Here is a 16,831-nt window from a genome sequence, read left to right on the forward strand (position 1 = left end):
GGGTGCCGTCGACCGGGGTGACGGCGGGGAGGGGGTGGCCGTCGGCGTGCCAGCGGCCGCCCCACAAGTTGCGGACACGGTCGTCCCGGAATGCCTCGGGCGCGGCGGCCAGGCTGCGCTGCCAGGCATCGGCCCAGGTGGTGCCGGGTTTATGGGTGAGGGTGGCTGCCATCCTCAGCACCTTCCCTGGCCGGCCCGGTGCACATCACCGGCGTCCGCCAGAAGGGCGAACACCAGCTCGGCGGTCTCCGTCGGTGTGGCCCCGACGCGTACGCCGGCCGCCTCCAGCGCCTCCTTCTTGGCCCGGGCGGTGCCCGAGGAACCGGACACGATGGCCCCGGCGTGGCCCATGGTCCTGCCCTCGGGGGCCGTGAAGCCCGCTATGTAGCCGACCACCGGTTTGGTCACCCGCTCGGCGATGAAACGAGCCGCCCGCTCCTCCGCGTCGCCGCCTATCTCGCCGATCATCACGATCAGGTCGGTGTCGGGGTCGGCCTCGAACGCGGCCAGGGCGTCGATATGGGTGGTGCCGATCACCGGGTCGCCGCCGATGCCCACGCACGACGAGAAGCCGATGTCCCGCAGCTCGTACATCAGCTGGTACGTCAGTGTGCCCGACTTCGACACCAGGCCGATCCGGCCCGGTTTGGTGATGTCGGAGGGGATGATGCCCGCGTTGGACTGGCCCGGGGAGATCAGACCCGGGCAGTTCGGGCCGATGATCCTGGTGGCGCGGGCCCGGGCGTAGGCGTGGAAGGCGACCGCGTCGTGCACCGGGATGCCCTCGGTGATCACGACGGCGAGCGGGATCTCGGCGTCGGCCGCCTCGATGACCGCGGCCTTGGCGAACGGCGGCGGGACGAAGAGCACCGTCACATCCGCGCCGGTGGCGTCCACCGCCTCGCCTACGGAGCCGAAGACCGGCACCGTACGGCCGTCGATGTCGATCTGGACCCCGGCCTTGCGCGGGTTGACCCCGCCGACGATGTCGGTGCCGGCCGCGAGCATCCGGCGGGTGTGCTTCATGCCCTCCGCGCCGGTCATGCCCTGGACGATGACCTTGCTGTCCTTGGTGAGGAAGATTGCCATGACCGTAAGCCCCCTTAGGCCGCGACTGCCGCGAGTTCGGCGGCCCGCGCCGCGGCGCCGTCCATGGTGTCCACCTGGTGTACGAGCGGATGGGCGCGCTCGGTGAGGATCGCCCGGCCGCGCGCCGCGCTGTTGCCGTCGAGCCGGACGACCAGCGGTTTGGTGAGGGTGACGGTGTCCAGGGCGCGGACGATGCCCTCGGCCACCGCGTCGCAGGCGGTGATCCCGCCGAAGACGTTGACGAGGACGGACCGTACGTGGGGGTCGCCGAGGACGACGGAGAGGCCGTCCGCCATGACCTCGGCCGAGGCGCCGCCGCCGATGTCGAGGAAGTCGGCGGGGCGGGCGCCGCAGCCCGCGACCACGTCGAGGGTGGACATGACCAGGCCCGCGCCGTTGCCGATGACGCCGACCTCGCCGTCCAGTTTGACGTAGTTCAGGCCCTTGGCCGCCGCCTCCGCCTCCAGACCGGCACCCCCGGTGTCCTCGTACGCGTAAGTGCGTCGGAAGTCCGCGTTGTCGTCGAGCGTCACCTTACCGTCCAGCGCCACGATCGCCCCGCCGCGCGTCACCACGAGCGGGTTGACCTCGACCAGCAGCGCGTCCTGCTCGGTCAGCACGGTCCACAGCCGGTGCAGGGTCGCCGCCGCCTCGGCCGGCAGCCCGCCCGCCGCGGCGATCTCGGCGGCCTTCGCCTCGGTCACGCCCTCCTCGGGGTCCACCGCGATCCGGGCCACGGCCTCGGGGCGGCGGGCCGCCACCTCCTCGATCTCCATGCCGCCCTCGGCGGAGGCGATCGCCAGGAAGCGGCCGCGGGCCCGGTCCAGGGTGTAGCCGACGTAGAACTCGCGCTCCACCTCGACCGGTTCGGCGACCATCACCTGGTGGACGGTGTGCCCCTTGATGTCCATACCGAGGATCTGACGGGCGGTCAATTCGGCCGCCGCCGGGTCGGCGGCGAGCTTCACCCCACCCGCCTTGCCCCGTCCCCCGGTCTTCACCTGCGCCTTGACGACGACTCGGCCGCCCAGCCGCTCGGCCGCCGCGCGGGCCGCGGGCGCCGAGCCTGCGACCTCCGCCCGTGGCACCAACACGCCGTAGCGCTCGAAGAGTTCCCGTGCCTGATGTTCGAACAGGTCCATGCCCGCTCCTTTGGTCCCAGTCGCAGCGCTTGGTCAAACCCTTGCCGCACGCCCCCTGGACATCGATCAGTCGATGCGGGATAACAATGTTCATACCGCATAACGTCGACTGTATGCAATCTGCAGGACCTGATCGCGAGACCGCACCCCCACCCCCTACGAAGGGACGCGCATCGCCATGCCCGACGACAGCCAGGAACTCATCTCCGGCGGGCACTTGGTCGCCAAGGCGCTCAAAGCCGAGGGCGTCGACGTCATCTACACGCTCTGCGGCGGCCACATCATCGACATCTACGACGGCTGCGTCGACGAGGGCATCGATGTCATCGACGTACGCCATGAACAGGTGGCCGCCCACGCCGCCGACGGCTACGCCCGCATCACCGGCAAGCCCGGCTGCGCCGTCGTCACGGCCGGCCCCGGCACCACCGACGCGGTCACCGGCGTCGCCAACGCCTTCCGCGCCGAGTCGCCCATGCTGCTCATCGGCGGACAGGGCGCCCACACCCAGCACAAGATGGGCTCCCTCCAGGACCTTCCGCACGTCGACATGATGGCGCCGATCACCAAGTTCGCCGCCACCGTCCCGGACACCGCCCGCGCCGCCGACATGGTCTCCATGGCCTTCCGCGAGTGCTACCACGGCGCGCCCGGCCCGTCCTTCCTGGAGATCCCGCGCGACGTCCTGGACGCCAAGGTCCCGGTCGCGGGCGCCCGTATCCCCGAGGCCGGGAAGTACCGGGCCTCCAACCGCAGCGCCGGCGACCCCGAGGCCGTGGAGAAGCTGGCCGACCTGCTGGTGCGGGCCGAGAAGCCGGCGATCCTGCTCGGCAGCCAGGTGTGGACCTGCCGGGCCACGGACGCGGCCATCGAGCTGGTACGGACGCTCAACGTGCCCGCGTATATGAACGGCGCGGGGCGCGGCACCCTGCCGCCCGGCGACCCGCACCACTTCCAGCTCTCCCGCCGCTACGCCTTCTCCAACGCCGACCTGATCGTGATCGTCGGCACCCCGTTCGACTTCCGGATGGGCTACGGCAAGCGGCTCTCCCCCGACGCGACGGTCGTCCAGATCGACCTCGACTACCGGACAGTGGGGAAGAACAGGGACATCGACCTCGGCATCGTCGGCGACGCGGGCCTGGTCCTGTCCGCCGTCACCCAGGCCGCCTCGGGCCGGATCAACGGGGGCGCGGGCAGGCGCAAGGAGTGGCTGGACGAGCTGCGCGCCGCCGAGCAGACCGCGATCGAGAAGCGGCTGCCGCAGCTGCGCTCGGACGCCTCCCCCATCCATCCGTACCGCCTCGTCAGCGAGATCAACGACTTCCTCACCGAGGACTCGATCTACATCGGCGACGGCGGCGACATCGTCACCTTCTCCGGTCAGGTGGTACAGCCCAAGTCGCCCGGCCACTGGATGGACCCCGGTCCGCTGGGCACCCTCGGCGTCGGCGTGCCGTTCGTGATGGCCGCCAAGCAGGCGCGCCCCGACAAGGAGGTCGTGGCCCTCTTCGGGGACGGCGCGTTCTCCCTCACCGGCTGGGACTTCGAGACGCTGGTCCGCTTCAACCTGCCCTTCGTCGGCATCGTCGGCAACAACTCCTCGATGAACCAGATCCGTTACGGCCAGAAGGCCAAGTACGGCGAGGAGCGCCAGCGGGTCGGCAACACCCTCGGCGATGTGCCGTACGACCAGTTCGCGCGGATGCTCGGCGGCTACGGCGAGGAGGTCCGCGACCCGGCGGACATCGCCCCGGCCCTGCGGCGCGCCCGCGAGTCCGGCAAGCCGTCGCTGATCAACGTCTGGGTCGACCCGGACGCGTACGCCCCCGGAACGATGAACCAGACGATGTACAAGTAAAGGGGCCGTGAGATGACCAAGGCTCTTGAGGGCGTACGCGTCCTCGACATGACGCACGTACAGTCCGGTCCCTCCGCCACCCAGCTGCTGGCCTGGCTCGGCGCGGACGTCATCAAACTGGAGTCCGTCACCGGGGACATCACGCGCAAGCAGCTGCGCGACCTCCCGGACGTCGACTCCCTCTACTTCACGATGCTCAACTGCAACAAGCGGAGCATCACCCTCAACACCAAGACCGAGCGCGGCAAGGAGCTCCTGACCGAGCTCATCCGGCGCAGCGACGTCATGGTGGAGAACTTCGGCCCGGGCGCCGTGGACCGCATGGGCTTCAGCTGGGAGCGCATCCAGGAGATCAACCCGCGGATCGTCTACGCCTCGATCAAGGGCTTCGGCGAGGGCCCGTACACCAAGTTCAAGGCCTACGAGGTGGTCGCGCAGGCCATGGGCGGGTCGATGTCCACGACCGGGTTCGACGACGGGCCGCCGCTGGCGACCGGCGCGCAGATCGGCGACTCGGGCACCGGGGTGCACTGTGTGGCGGGCATCCTGGCCGCGCTCTACCAGCGCACCCGCACCGGGCGCGGCCAGCGCGTCAATGTGGCCATGCAGCACGCGGTGCTGAATCTGTGCCGGGTCAAGCTGCGCGATCAGCAGCGGCTGACGCACGGCCCGCTCGCGGAGTACCCGAACGAGAGCTTCGGGGACGAGGTGCCGCGCTCGGGCAACGCGAGCGGTGGCGGGCAGCCGGGCTGGGCGGTCAAATGCGCGCCCGGCGGGCCCAACGACTATGTGTACGTGATCGTGCAGCCCGTCGGCTGGCAGCCGATCACCGAGCTGATCGGGCGGCCGGAGCTGGCCGAGGACCCGGAGTGGGCGACGCCCGAGGCGCGGCTGCCCAAGCTGGCCAAGATGTTCCAGCTGATCGAGGAGTGGTCGAGCACCCTGCCCAAGTGGGAGGTGCTGGAGGCGCTGAACGCCCACAACATCCCGTGCGGGCCGATCCTGTCCACCAAGGAGATCGTCGAGGACGCGTCGCTCGCGGCCAACGAGATGGTGGTGAAGGTCGACCACCCCGAGCGCGGCACCTTCACCACCGTCGGCTCACCGCTGAAGCTCTCCGACTCCCCGGTCGACGTCGAGCGCTCCCCGCTGCTGGGCGAGCACAACGAAGAGGTGTACGTCGGGGAACTGGGCCTCGGCGACGAGGAAGTGCGGCTACTCAAAGCGAACGGAGTGATCTGACGGTGGCGCACGAGTCGGACCAGACGGACCAAACCAACTACGACACGGCAGCCGTACGGGCCGTGCTCGACGCCGCGCGCGCCGAGGGGCGTTCGGCGCTGACGGCGCCCGAGGGCAAGCTGATCACCGACGCGTACGGGATTCCGACCCCGGCCGAGGGGCTGGCGGAGTGCGCGGACGACGCGGTGGCGCTCGCCGACCGGATCGGCTTCCCGGTCGCTCTCAAGATCGTCTCCCCGGACATCCTGCACAAGACCGACGCGGGCGGCGTCCGGGTGGGCCTGACATCGGCGGCCGAGGTGCGCGGCGCGTTCACCGCGATCGTGACCAACGCCCGCGCGTACGACCCGAAAGCCCGGATCAAGGGCGTGCAGGTGCAGCAGATGGTGCCGGCCGGCGGCCAGGAGGTCATCGTCGGCGCGGTCACCGACCCGACCTTCGGGAAGGTCGTCGCGTTCGGCCTCGGCGGGGTGCTGGTGGAGGTGTTGAAGGACATCACCTTCCGGCTGGCCCCGGCGAGCCGGGACGACGCGCTGTCGATGCTGGACTCCATCCGGGCCGCCGAGGTGCTGCGGGGCGTACGCGGCGGGGCGGCGGTGGACCGGGAGGCGCTGGCCGGCCTGGTGGTCCGGGTCTCCCGGCTGGCCGCCGATTTTCCCGAGGTGGCCGAGGTGGATCTGAACCCCGTGTTCGCCTCCGCGAGCGGGGTGCTGGCCGCCGACGTACGGATCCTGCTCAGCGACGCACCGCCCGCCGAGCGGCGCCGCTACTCGCGCGAGGAGATCCTGACCGCGATGCGGCGGCTGATGCAGCCGCGCTCGGTCACCGTGATCGGCGCCTCCAACGAGCAGGGCAAGATCGGCAACTCGGTGATGCGCAACCTCATCGACGGCGGCTTCCCCGGCGAGATCCACCCGGTGAACCCCAGGTCCGACGACATCCTGGGCCGCAAGGCGTACAAGTCGGTGACGGACGTGCCGGGCGAGGTGGATGTGGCGGTCTTCGCGATCCCCGCGAAGTTCGTCCCCGCCGCACTGGAGGAGGTCGGCCGCAAGGGCATCCCCAACGCCGTCCTCATCCCCTCCGGCTTCGCCGAGACCGGCGAACACGAGCTGCAGGACCGGATCGTGGCGATCGCCGAGGAGCACGGGGTCCGGCTGCTGGGGCCGAACATCTACGGCTACTACTCCACCTGGCAGGACCTGTGCGCCACCTTCTGCACCCCGTACGACGTCAAGGGGCCGGTGGCGCTCACCTCGCAGTCCGGTGGCATCGGGATGGCGATCCTCGGCTTCGCCCGCACCACCCGCACCGGAGTGTCGGCGATCGTCGGCCTCGGCAACAAGTCGGACGTGGACGAGGACGACCTGCTCACCTACTTCGGCGAGGACCCCAACACCCAGTGCATCGCCATGCACCTGGAAGACCTCAAGGACGGCCGCGCCTTCGTCGAGGCCGCGCGCGCCACCGTGCCGAAGAAACCGGTCGTCGTGCTCAAGGCGGGCCGTACGGCGGCGGGCGCCAAGGCCGCGGGCTCCCACACCGGAGCGCTGGCCGGGGACGACGCGGTCTACGACGACATCCTGCGGCAGGCCGGGGTGATCCGCGCCCCGGGCCTGAACGAGATGCTGGAGTACGCGCGGGCGCTGCCCGTACTGCCCACGCCACAAGGTGACAACGTCGTCATCATCACCGGCGCCGGGGGCTCGGGGGTGCTGCTGTCCGACGCCATCGTCGACAACGGTCTCTCCCTGATGGAGATCCCGCCGGACCTGGACGCGGCCTTCCGCCGCTTCATCCCGCCCTTCGGCGCGGCCGGCAACCCGGTCGACATCACCGGCGGCGAACCCCCGGCCACCTACGAGGCCACCATCCGGCTGGGCCTGGAAGACCCGCGCATCCACGCGCTGGTCCTCGGCTACTGGCACACCATCGTCACCCCGCCCATGGTGTTCGCCGAACTCACCGCGCGGGTCGTCGAGGAGTTCCGGGCGCGCGGGATCCACAAGCCCGTGGTGGCCTCCCTCGCGGGCGACACCGAGGTCGAGGAGGCGAGCCAGTACCTCTTCGAGCACGGCGTGGTGGCCTACCCCTACACCACCGAGAAGCCGGTGGCCGTCCTGGGCGCGAAATACCGCTGGGCCCGGTCGGCGGGGTTGCTCACGTAAAGCCCACCGTTCTCCCGAGCACGAAGAGTTTGGACAGGGGGCGCTGGCCAGTTCCTTCGAAGCCAAGGGGACGTCATGAGCACAGAGCAACACCGGGATGGGACCGTGCCATTCCGCGAAGTGCAAGACGGCAAGGGGCGCATCTACCGCATCGGTGAGACGGACCGCGACATTCTGGGCCACAGCCGGAAGTTGATGGTCTATCTGCCGTGGATCGCGATGATGGCCATCAGCGTGTCCGAGTACGCGTACGGATCGGCCGAGGACACGCTGTCCGACGCACACGGCTGGAGCCAGAGCAACACCTTCTGGATCCTGAGCGTGTGGGTGTTCTTCCAGGCGGGGATCGCCTTCCCGGCCGGCTGGATGCGGGAGAGGGGGATACTGACCGCCCGCAGGGCGATGTTCATCGGGTCGGCGCTGTGTCTGGTCGGCTTCCTCGCCCTCTCCCACCTCGACAACGTTGCCGCAGCGATCTTCGGATTCGGCGTCGTCGGGGGGCTTGGCTCCGGGCTCGTCTACGCCACCTGCATCAATATGGTGGGCAAGTGGTTCCCGGAGCGGCGCGGCGCGAAGACCGGGTTCGTCAACGGCGGCTTCGCGTACGGCGCACTGCCGTTCATCTTCATCTTCAACTACTGGTTCGACACCGGGAACTACAACGAGGTGCTCGACCTCATCGGTGTCTATGTGCTGATCGTGGTGGCGGTCTGCGCCTGGTTCTTCAAGGACCCGCCCAAGAACTGGTGGCCCGCACATATCGACCCGATCCGCTTCAGCGGCAACGCCAAGACCGCGGCGAGCCTGGCCAAGAACCCGCCCGCGGTGCGGCAGTACACGCCCAAGGAGGCCATCAGGACGGGCGTGCTGCCACTGATGTGGCTGGCCTTGGTGATGACGGCCGGGGTGTCCATCTTCGGCATCTCCTTCCAGGTCGACTACGCCAAGGACGTGGGCTTCGGCCCGCTGGTCGCGGCCTCGTCGATGGGCATCATGTCCGTCATCAACGGTGTGGGGCGCGGGGTCGTGGGCTGGCTGTCGGACATCTGGGGGCGCAAGAACACCCTGGTGTTCGTGATCGTGGTCCTGGGGCTCGCGCAGTTCGGGGTGATCTGGGCCGGAAACCTGCACAACGAGGCGCTGTTCCTCTTCTTCGCCTTCCTCTCCGGCTTCGGCGGCGGCGCCTTCTACCCGATGTTCGCCGCCCTGACCCCGGACTACTTCGGCGAGAACTACAACGCCACCAACTACGGCCTGGTGTACAGCGGAAAGCTGGTCAGCGGGCTGTTCGGCGGCGGACTCGGCTCCATGGTGGTCGACGACTGGGGGTACGACGGGGCGTACGCGCTGGCCGGCGGCATCTCCATGGTGGCGGCCGGGGTCGCCCTGCTGCTGCGCCAGCCGGGCCGGCCACGGGTCCGGGACATCGCACCCAACCCGCAGCCGATCAGCCGGGAGGCGGTCTGAGCGTGTGGTGAGACAGGCCGTCGTACGGCGGCGCGAGCCTCCTACAGCGGCGCGAGCCTCCTACGGCGGCGGATTCGGGACGGCGGCACGCCTGCACCATGGGCGTGCCGCCGTCCCGCGTTCCCCCGGGGCGACCGGGACTACGAGGGGTCAACCGCGGCCTACTGGGCGCTGGCGGTGGGGCGCACCACGATCTCGTTCACGTCGACCTCGGCGGGCCGGCTGACGGCGAAGGCGATGGCATCCGCGACCGCCGACGCGGGGATGGCCACCGCGCGATATGCCTTCATCGCCTCGCGGGCCTCCGGGTCGGAGATCGAGTCGGCGAGTTCGGACTCGGTGACGCCCGGGGACACCACGCTGACCCGGATGTCGGTGGGCGACTCCTGGCGCAGCCCCTCGGAGAGCGCGCGTACGGCGAACTTGGTCGCGCAGTACACGGCGGCGGTGGGCGACACCTCGTACGCGCCGACCGAGGCGACGTTCACGAAGTGCCCGCCGCGCTGCCGCCGCATCACCGGCAGGGCGGCCGCGATGCCGTACAGCACACCGCGGATGTTCACATCGATCATGCGATCCCACTCGTCGACCTTCAGCGCCCCGAGCGGCGAGAGCGGCATCACCCCGGCGTTGTTGACCATCACATCCACCCGTCCCCAGCGCTCAACGGCGGCGGAGACGAAGTCCCGCATATCGGCGGCGTCCGTGACGTCCAGCGACCGGCAAGCGGCGCTGCCGCCCTCGGCGGTGATGTCCTGGACCAGCGCCTCCAGTCGGTCGACGCGCCGCGCGCCCAGCAGGACGTGGTGGCCGTCAGCGGCCAGGCGGCGGGCGGTGGCCTCCCCGATGCCACTGCTCGCGCCGGTGATCAGGACGACCTTGGTGGTGTTCCCGGCAGTGTCCGTCATGTCCCTACTCCTCTCGGCGGAACTCTTCCGTCACACCGAGTCTGAGCAGGTCAGCGGCGTTCAACCAGGGCGGACACTCCCTGGGTGCGGCACACCCAGGCAGCCCGCGGAGCGTTTGCCTAGCCTGGACGCATGGCTGACAACCACCTGGGGGACTTTCTGCGTACGCGGCGCGCGGCCCTGCGGCCGGAGGACGTCGGCATGGCGAGCCACGGGGTGCGCAAGGTCGCCGGGCTGCGCCGTGAGGAAGTCGCGGTCCTGGCCGGGATGAACGCCGACTACTACACCCGGCTGGAGCAGGGCCGCGAGCGCCACCCCTCGCCCCAGGTGCTCGACGCCCTCGGCCGCGCCCTGCGCCTCGACCCGGACGCCCGCGCGCATCTGCACCGGCTGGCCGGGGTGGCGCCGGGCATACGGCCCTCCGCCCGCGCCGCCGCCACCGTCTCCCCGGCGTTGCGCCAGCTGATGGACGGCTACCCGAACACCCCGGCGTTCGTGATCAACCGCACCCTGGACATCCTCGCCGCCAACGCCCTGACCGACGCCCTGTACGCCCCGTTCGCAGCGGCGGACAACCTGGTCCGCATGGCCTTCCTGGACCCCGTAGCGCGTGGCTTCTACCCGGACTGGGACTGGACGGCCCAGGCCACCGTGGCCAATCTGCGCGAGGCGACCGGCTTCGACGCGGACGACCCGCGGCTGCGCGAACTCGTCGCCACCCTCACCGAACACAGCGCGGAGTTCACCCGCCTCTGGAACACGCACAGCGTGCGCGGCAAGACACGGGAGCCCAAGCGCTTCCTGCACCCGGACGTCGGCCCGCTCACCCTCACCTACCAGGCCTTCGACGTACGTGACGCCCCCGGCCAGCAGCTCATCATCTACCACGCCGAACCGGGCAGCCCCAGCGCCCAGGCCCTGGGCCTCCTCGGCTCCGTCCAGGCCACCCGGCGCCGGGCGGATTCCCCGCGCCACCATGGTCGTTAGGGTTGCGGAGCATGACACTGACAGCAGTAGCCCTGGTCGTTATGGTCATCGCGGTGTTGGGGTCGGCCGTCGAGCGCAAGATCGACAAGCTGAACCGCAGGACCACGCAGTTGACCCGCAAAGTCGACCTGATACTCGAGCACCTGGGCCTCGAGGAACCCCAGCCGGAGCTGGCGCCGGTCCGGGCCCTCCTCGTGGAGGGAAAGAAGATCCACGCCATCAAGGCCTACCGGGAGATCACCGGGGCGGATCTGAAGGAGGCCAAGGAGGCGGTCGAAAGCATGGGGTGACACGCCTCCGCGGCGCCCCGTCACCCTCGTCAGCCGCGCTCGCGCTCGTGGTACGTACGCCGGGTGTGCTCGGTGTGGGCGCGCATGACGTCCGTGGCGCGGCGCTCGTCCTGGGCGGAGATGGCCGCGATCAGCTCACGGTGCTCGATCCAGGACTGCTTGCCGCGCTGGCGGGCCACCGGGGTGTAGTACCAGCGGACCCGGCGGTCCACCTGGGCGGCCAGCTCGGCCAGGACCGCGTTTCCCGCCAGCTCCATCACCTTGGCGTGGAACTCCGCGTTCGCCGCGACCGCGCCGTCCACGTCGTCGGCGAGCACCGCGCGCTCGCCCTTGACGCACAGCTCCTCCAGAGCCTCGACCCCGGACGGCCCGCCGTGCGCGGCGGCCAGGCGGGCGGCCTCTGCCTCCAGGAGGGTGCGGACCGTGAGCAGCTGGTCGGCCTCCTCCTCGGTGGGCTCGTGGACGAACGCGCCCTGGGCAGGGCGCAGATCCACCCAACCCTCCGTGTTCAGCCGCTGCAGCGCCTCGCGCACCGGCTGGCGGGAGACTCCGAGATGGCCGGCGAGCTCGCTCTCGACCAGGTGCTGGCCGGGGCGCAGGGCGCGGGTGGTGATCAGCTCGAGCAGCGCCTCGTAGACGCGCTCGCGGAGCGGCCCCGGTCGCTCCAGCTTCGGCACCGCGCCCTGCGGCAGTCCTCTGGACAGCATCGGGCCCCTTTCGGATTCGTCGTCTCGGACTCTCTGGCCCTGTCTGGCTCTGTGGCCTCTGTGGCCTCTGTGGCTCTCGGCTCCCTCGGCGGACAGGCTCCCCCGATTGGTTATTGTCTACAGTTTACCCATACTGTCCACGCACTGACCGCCTGACATCTGGTCAGGAGGTGGCCGAATTACTTAAAGTCGCGGCCATGCCCTCCACTCCCCGCCTCGCCTTCCTCGACCGCTCCCGCACCCTCGCACCGCCGGGCTGGAGCCGCTGGCTGGTTCCGCCCGCCGCGCTGTCCGTCCATCTCGCCATCGGCCAGGCATACGCCTGGAGCGTGTTCAAGCCGCCGCTGGAGTCCTCGCTCGACCTGTCGGGAACCGCGAGCGCGCTCCCCTTCCAGCTGGGCATCGTGATGCTGGGCCTCTCGGCGGCCTTCGGCGGCACGCTGGTCGAGCGCAACGGCCCGCGCTGGGCGATGTTCGTATCGCTGGTCTGCTTCTCCTCCGGCTTCCTCGTCGCCGCGCTGGGCGCCGCCACCCGCCAGTACTGGCTGGTGGTCCTCGGCTATGGCTTCATCGGCGGCATCGGCCTCGGCATCGGATACATCTCACCGGTCTCCACACTGATGAAGTGGTTCCCCGACCGACCAGGGATGGCCACCGGCATCGCCATCATGGGCTTCGGCGGCGGCGCGCTCATCGCCTCGCCCTGGTCGACCCGGCTGCTGGACGCGTTCGGCGAGGACAGCTCCGGTATCGCGTCCACCTTCCTGGTGCACGGGCTCACCTACGGGGCCTTCATGGCGCTCGGCGTACTGCTGGTGCGGGTGCCGCCGGACGGCTGGCGGCCGGCCGGCTGGGAGCCGCCGAGCGCACCCGGCCGCCTGGTCAGCACCGCCAACGTCTCCGCCCGCAACGCCACCCGCACCCCGCAGTTCTGGTGCCTGTGGGTCGTGCTGTGCATGAACGTCACGGCCGGAATCGGCATCCTGGAGAAGGCCGCGCCGATGATCACGGACTACTTCGCGGACACCTCGGCCTCCGTCACCACCTCCGCCGCCGCGGGCTTCGTGGCGCTGCTGTCGGCCGCGAACATGACGGGGCGGCTGCTGTGGTCCTCGACCTCCGACCTGCTCGGCCGCAAGAACATGTACCGGATCTACCTGGGCGTGGGCGCGCTGATGTATCTGGCGCTCGCGCAGCTCGGGGACTCCTCCAAACCGCTGTTCGTGGTCTGCGCGCTGGTGATCCTGTCCTTCTACGGCGGCGGGTTCGCGACCGTACCGGCGTATCTGAAGGACCTGTTCGGCACCTACCAGGTGGGCGCGATCCACGGGCGGCTGCTGACGGCCTGGTCGTTGGCCGGGGTCCTCGGCCCGTTCATCGTCAACAAGGTCGCCGACCACCAGAAGGAGGCCGGACACACCGGCCCCGGCCTCTACTCGCTCTCCATGTCCATCATGATCGGCCTGCTCGTCGTCGGCTTCGTGGCCAACGAGCTGATCCGGCCGGTCGATCCGCGCTTCCACGAGCCCGCCGCAGAGCCGGCCGAGCAAGCCGCCGCGCAACCCGCCGGGAAGCCCGCCGAGAAGGGAACGGACCGATGAGGAACCGCACGGCGCTGACCGTGGCCGTCTGGGCCTGGGTGGTCCTCCCGTTCGGATACGGCGTCTACGAACTCGTCCGCAAGGCCAGCCAGCTCTTCACCGGCTGAACCGGGCGGACCCCTGAGCAGAGGCCCCGGCTGCCCTATCAGGGCGGGCCGGGGCCTCTTCGTCATGTCGCCGGGCCTGAGTCAGGCCCGCGTCGCGCGCAGCGCCGCGTACTGCAGGGCCGCGAAGGCGCCGACCGTGACGGCCTGCAGCGGGATCCACACCGCGCCCGCCGTCGTCGGCGCCAGCCAGGTGGCGAGCGCGATCAGGCTGACCACGGCCCAGGCCACGTTCGCCTCGATGACGGCACGGACCGGCAGCACTGGCGGGCTCTTGCGCGTGGCGAGGATTCCGACGCCCGCGCCGAAGAGCGTGAGGAAGGCGCCGAGTCCCAGCAGCAGCCCCTGGCCCATGCCGAGGAATCGGCCGAGCGGCCCGGAGGCGGCGAGGTAGGCGAGTCCGTTGCCGGTGGTGACGACGGCGTCGAGGGCGAGGAACCGGCGCAGCATGGTCTGCGGCTCGGAGGTGCGGGCCAGGGCGGCGAGCTGAACAGCGGACATGACGGATCGGCCTCCGTGGGCGTCGGGGTCCCGTGGGAATGGTCTGCCAGGGTCTCGGGCCGGAGTGCGCCGGCCCGAGGCCTGGTAGACGCCACTCTGCCCGGCGGGTTTCGGACGGTCGATTACGTCAGGGGTAATGCGCGTACGCCGCGGGTGCGCTGCAAGGACGTTGTGGAACCCTTCCCTAACAGCCCCCGCAGGCATACTGTATTCAATATCCTGTGGACGATGCCGGCGTTGCCGACGATGTATCAGCCGTCATAAGGAGCCCGTCGTGGCCCGTAACCGCAACCGACAGCCCAGGCGCTACCCCCGCCTCACCCACCCGCTCGTACGGGACCCCGCGAGCGGCGAACTGCGCCGCGCCACCTGGGAGCAGGCCCTCGACCGGGCCGCCGCCGGGTTCGCCGCCGCCACCGGGGCGTACGGGGCCGACGCGTTCGGGATGTTCTCCTGCTCCCGCGCCACCAACGAAATGAACTACGTGGCCCAGAAGTTCGCCCGCGTGGTCATGGGCACCAACAACGTGGACTCGTGCAACCGCACCTGCCACGCGCCCAGCGTCGCGGGCCTGTCGGCGGTCTTCGGCTCCGGGGGCGGCACCTCCTCGTACGCCGAGGTCGAGGACACCGATCTGATCGTGATGTGGGGCTCCAACGCCCGCTTCGCGCACCCCATCTTCTTCCAGCACGTGCTCAAGGGCATCCACAACGGCGCCCGGATGTACGCCGTCGACCCACGCCGCACCTCCACCGCCGAATGGGCGGAGAGCTGGCTCGGGCTCAACGTCGGCACCGACATCCCGCTCGCACACGCCGTCGGCCGCGAGATCATCCACTCCGGGCTCGCCAACCGCGCCTTCATCGACCGCGCCACCAGCGGGTTCGAGGAGTACGCGGCCGAGGTCGAGCCCTGGACCCTGTCCGTCGCCGAGAAGGTCACCGGGGTGCCGGCGGCCGCGATCCGCGACCTCGCGCATGCCTATGCCACCGCCGAACGCGCCCAGCTGTGCTGGACGCTCGGCATCACCGAACACCACAACGGCACGGACAACGTCCGGGCGCTGATCAACCTGTCCTTGCTGACCGGCCACGTCGGCCGCCATGGCTCCGGGCTGCAGCCGCTGCGCGGGCAGAACAACGTGCAGGGCGGCGGCGACATGGGCGCCATCCCCAACCGGCTGCCCGGCTTCCAGGACATCCTGGACCCGGCCACCCGCATCAAGTTCGAGACGGCGTGGGACGTGGTCATCCAGCCGCGCTACGGACTCAACCTCACCGAGATGTTCGAGGCGATGGAGGAGGGCCGGCTGCGCGCGGTCTACTGCGTCGGCGAGAACCCGGCCCAGTCCGAGGCCGACAGCGAGCAGGCCATCCGGCGGCTCAAGGCCCTGGACCACCTGGTGGTCCAGGACATCTTCCTGACGAAGACCGCTGAGTTGGCCGATGTCGTGCTGCCCGCCACCGCCGCCTGGTGCGAGACGGACGGCACCACCACCAACAGCGAGCGGCGGGTGCAGCGGGTGCGCAAGGCGGTGAACCCGCCGGGTGAGGCGCGCGAGGACATCGACATCATCTGCGAGCTGGCCCGACGGCTCGGCCGGGACTGGAAGTTCACGGACGCCGAGGAGGTGTGGAACGAACTGCGCTCCATCTCCCCCGACCACTTCGGGATGACGTACGAACGGCTCGAAGAACACCACGGCATCCAGTGGCCCTGCCCAAGCACCGAGCGGCTGGAGCCCAGCTATCTGCACGGACGGCTGTGGGCGGCGGACCCGGCGCTGCGCGGACCGCGCGCCCCCTTCGGACCGGTCAAGCACGACCCGCCGGTCGATCTGACCGATGAGCGCTACCCGATCCGGCTCACCACGGGGCGGCGCCTCGACTCGTACAACACCGGGGTTCAGAGCGGCAGTTTCGCCTCCCCGCTGCGGCGCGGCGAGTACATCGAGCTGTGCCCGGAGGACGCGGAGCGCTACGGGGTGGTGGCCGATGAGGAGGTGCGCGTGGCCTCGCGGCGCGGCGCGGTGGTGGCGCCGGTGTGGATCGACCCGGGGCTACGGCCCGGGCTGGCGTTCATGACCATGCACTTCCCCGACGAGGTCGACACCAACGCGCTGACCATCGAAGCGAATTGCCCGATCGCCGGGACGGCCGAGTTCAAGGCGTCGGCCATCCGGATCGAAAAGCTTCCCGTGTCCGCCGATGTGAGGAGCTGAGCGTGGATCTGCACTTCGGTGACAGCAAGCCGACGGACGAGGAGCGGGCCGCCGTCGACGCGCTGCTCGGCCCGCCCGAGTCCGCCTGGGAGGGCGCCGACGACCGTACGGACACCGATCTGCGCTGGGCGCGCGGTGGGCGGGCGGCGCGCGAGCGGCGGGATCTGCTGCTGCCGGGGCTGCACGCGATCAACGACCGCGTGGGCTGGATCAGCGAGGGCGCGCTGGACTATCTGTGCCGCCGGCTGACCGTGCCGCCCGCCGAGGGGTATGGCGTGGCGACCTTCTACGCGATGTTCTCGGTCCGCCCCCGCCCGGCCACCGTCGTCCACGTCTGTACGGACCTGGCCTGTGCGGCCCGCGGGTCGGCGGAGGTGTGCGCGGGGCTTGAGCGGGACCTGGGGGCGGCGGGGTCGGCCCGGGCGGGCGGTGTGGTCTGGCAGCCGAGCCCGTGCCTGGGCCTGTGCGAGCGCGCCCCGGCGGCGCTCGCCATCCGCGCGGGGGCTCCCACGACCGCCGTCATCGCCTCCGCCACGCCCGCCG

Annotated in this window: 15 protein-coding genes and 1 pseudogene; 10 read left to right on the forward strand and 6 right to left on the reverse strand. The window is 70.5% G+C overall.

Annotated features, from left to right (window positions below; genetic code table 11):
- The 3 genes and pseudogenes from CCN51_RS57820 to sucC form a co-directional block, all read right to left on the reverse strand.
- Positions 1–172 (reverse strand): annotated as a pseudogene (locus CCN51_RS57820) (aldehyde dehydrogenase family protein); the annotation flags it as partial.
- Between the two features lie 2 nt (positions 173–174).
- Positions 175–1,089 (reverse strand): succinate--CoA ligase subunit alpha, encoded by a 915-nt coding sequence (gene sucD, locus CCN51_RS24230; protein ID WP_014175310.1) that lies wholly within the window; start codon positions 1,087–1,089, stop codon positions 175–177.
- A 14-nt stretch (positions 1,090–1,103) separates the two neighbouring features.
- Complete coding sequence (sucC, locus tag CCN51_RS24235; RefSeq protein WP_014175311.1) at positions 1,104–2,231, reverse strand: ADP-forming succinate--CoA ligase subunit beta; 1,128 nt, start codon at positions 2,229–2,231, stop codon at positions 1,104–1,106.
- A 178-nt stretch (positions 2,232–2,409) separates the two neighbouring features.
- On the opposite strand from sucC, the gene CCN51_RS24240 reads away from it, so the two are divergent.
- From CCN51_RS24240 to CCN51_RS24255, 4 genes are all read left to right on the forward strand, one after another.
- Positions 2,410–4,092 (forward strand): thiamine pyrophosphate-binding protein, encoded by a 1,683-nt coding sequence (locus CCN51_RS24240; protein ID WP_014175312.1) that lies wholly within the window; start codon positions 2,410–2,412, stop codon positions 4,090–4,092.
- 12 nt (positions 4,093–4,104) lie between these two features.
- The gene (frc, locus tag CCN51_RS24245; protein WP_014175313.1) at positions 4,105–5,334 is read left to right on the forward strand and encodes a formyl-CoA transferase; all 1,230 of its coding nucleotides are present in this window, start codon (positions 4,105–4,107) and stop codon (positions 5,332–5,334) included.
- A gap of 2 nt (positions 5,335–5,336) precedes the next feature.
- Entirely contained in the window at positions 5,337–7,502 is a 2,166-nt protein-coding gene (locus CCN51_RS24250) for an acetate--CoA ligase family protein (protein ID WP_014175314.1), read from the forward strand.
- A 75-nt stretch (positions 7,503–7,577) separates the two neighbouring features.
- Positions 7,578–8,969, forward strand: a complete 1,392-nt coding sequence (locus CCN51_RS24255) for an OFA family MFS transporter (RefSeq protein WP_043486496.1) — start codon at positions 7,578–7,580, stop codon at positions 8,967–8,969.
- A gap of 161 nt (positions 8,970–9,130) precedes the next feature.
- Here the strand turns inward: CCN51_RS24255 and CCN51_RS24260 are convergent, their stop codons facing one another.
- The gene (locus CCN51_RS24260) at positions 9,131–9,877 is read right to left on the reverse strand and encodes an SDR family oxidoreductase (RefSeq protein ID WP_014175316.1); all 747 of its coding nucleotides are present in this window, start codon (positions 9,875–9,877) and stop codon (positions 9,131–9,133) included.
- Positions 9,878–10,009: 132 nt separating this feature from the next.
- Between CCN51_RS24260 and CCN51_RS24265 the strand changes: the two genes are divergently transcribed.
- Together CCN51_RS24265 and CCN51_RS24270 are read left to right on the forward strand one after the other, a co-directional pair.
- Positions 10,010–10,864: a helix-turn-helix transcriptional regulator gene (locus tag CCN51_RS24265; RefSeq protein WP_014175317.1), complete on the forward strand. Its 855-nt coding sequence runs from the start codon at positions 10,010–10,012 to the stop codon at positions 10,862–10,864.
- A gap of 11 nt (positions 10,865–10,875) precedes the next feature.
- Complete coding sequence (locus tag CCN51_RS24270; protein ID WP_043486498.1) at positions 10,876–11,154, forward strand: ribosomal protein L7/L12; 279 nt, start codon at positions 10,876–10,878, stop codon at positions 11,152–11,154.
- Positions 11,155–11,183: 29 nt separating this feature from the next.
- Here the strand turns inward: CCN51_RS24270 and CCN51_RS24275 are convergent, their stop codons facing one another.
- Complete coding sequence (locus CCN51_RS24275; RefSeq protein WP_014175319.1) at positions 11,184–11,861, reverse strand: GntR family transcriptional regulator; 678 nt, start codon at positions 11,859–11,861, stop codon at positions 11,184–11,186.
- Between the two features lie 197 nt (positions 11,862–12,058).
- Here CCN51_RS24275 and CCN51_RS24280 point away from each other — a divergent pair, with 197 nt between their 5' ends.
- Together CCN51_RS24280 and CCN51_RS60110 are read left to right on the forward strand one after the other, a co-directional pair.
- Positions 12,059–13,462, forward strand: a complete 1,404-nt coding sequence (locus tag CCN51_RS24280; RefSeq protein WP_086860085.1) for an L-lactate MFS transporter — start codon at positions 12,059–12,061, stop codon at positions 13,460–13,462.
- Positions 13,459–13,569 carry an MFS transporter small subunit gene (locus tag CCN51_RS60110; protein WP_014175321.1) on the forward strand — a complete coding sequence of 37 codons (111 nt, stop codon included), beginning with the start codon at positions 13,459–13,461 and terminating at the stop codon, positions 13,567–13,569. The genes CCN51_RS24280 and CCN51_RS60110 overlap by 4 nt, the downstream gene beginning before the upstream one ends.
- 81 nt (positions 13,570–13,650) lie before the next feature.
- Here the strand turns inward: CCN51_RS60110 and CCN51_RS24285 are convergent, their stop codons facing one another.
- Positions 13,651–14,067, reverse strand: a complete 417-nt coding sequence (locus CCN51_RS24285; protein ID WP_014175322.1) for a hypothetical protein — start codon at positions 14,065–14,067, stop codon at positions 13,651–13,653.
- A gap of 274 nt (positions 14,068–14,341) precedes the next feature.
- Here CCN51_RS24285 and CCN51_RS24290 point away from each other — a divergent pair, with 274 nt between their 5' ends.
- Entirely contained in the window at positions 14,342–16,288 is a 1,947-nt protein-coding gene (locus tag CCN51_RS24290; RefSeq protein ID WP_014175323.1) for a molybdopterin oxidoreductase family protein, read from the forward strand.
- A gap of 2 nt (positions 16,289–16,290) precedes the next feature.
- The coding region (locus CCN51_RS24295; RefSeq protein ID WP_211303252.1) for an NADH-quinone oxidoreductase subunit NuoE family protein at positions 16,291–16,831 on the forward strand (541 nt) is incomplete at its 3' end.

This window comes from Streptomyces milbemycinicus (assembly GCF_002154605.1).
Classification (GTDB): domain Bacteria; phylum Actinomycetota; class Actinomycetes; order Streptomycetales; family Streptomycetaceae; genus Streptomyces; species Streptomyces milbemycinicus.

Coding starts and splice junctions, on each gene's coding strand:
- sucD (WP_014175310.1), bottom strand. CDS start 1,089: ATGGCAATCTTCCTCACCAAGGACAGCAAGGTCATCGTCCAGGGCATG.
- CCN51_RS24275 (WP_014175319.1), bottom strand. CDS start 11,861: ATGCTGTCCAGAGGACTGCCGCAGGGCGCGGTGCCGAAGCTGGAGCGA.
- sucC (WP_014175311.1), bottom strand. CDS start 2,231: ATGGACCTGTTCGAACATCAGGCACGGGAACTCTTCGAGCGCTACGGC.
- frc (WP_014175313.1), top strand. CDS start 4,105: ATGACCAAGGCTCTTGAGGGCGTACGCGTCCTCGACATGACGCACGTA.
- CCN51_RS60110 (WP_014175321.1), top strand. CDS start 13,459: ATGAGGAACCGCACGGCGCTGACCGTGGCCGTCTGGGCCTGGGTGGTC.
- CCN51_RS24260 (WP_014175316.1), bottom strand. CDS start 9,877: ATGACGGACACTGCCGGGAACACCACCAAGGTCGTCCTGATCACCGGC.
- CCN51_RS24240 (WP_014175312.1), top strand. CDS start 2,410: ATGCCCGACGACAGCCAGGAACTCATCTCCGGCGGGCACTTGGTCGCC.
- CCN51_RS24270 (WP_043486498.1), top strand. CDS start 10,876: ATGACACTGACAGCAGTAGCCCTGGTCGTTATGGTCATCGCGGTGTTG.
- CCN51_RS24265 (WP_014175317.1), top strand. CDS start 10,010: ATGGCTGACAACCACCTGGGGGACTTTCTGCGTACGCGGCGCGCGGCC.
- CCN51_RS24280 (WP_086860085.1), top strand. CDS start 12,059: ATGCCCTCCACTCCCCGCCTCGCCTTCCTCGACCGCTCCCGCACCCTC.
- CCN51_RS24255 (WP_043486496.1), top strand. CDS start 7,578: ATGAGCACAGAGCAACACCGGGATGGGACCGTGCCATTCCGCGAAGTG.
- CCN51_RS24285 (WP_014175322.1), bottom strand. CDS start 14,067: ATGTCCGCTGTTCAGCTCGCCGCCCTGGCCCGCACCTCCGAGCCGCAG.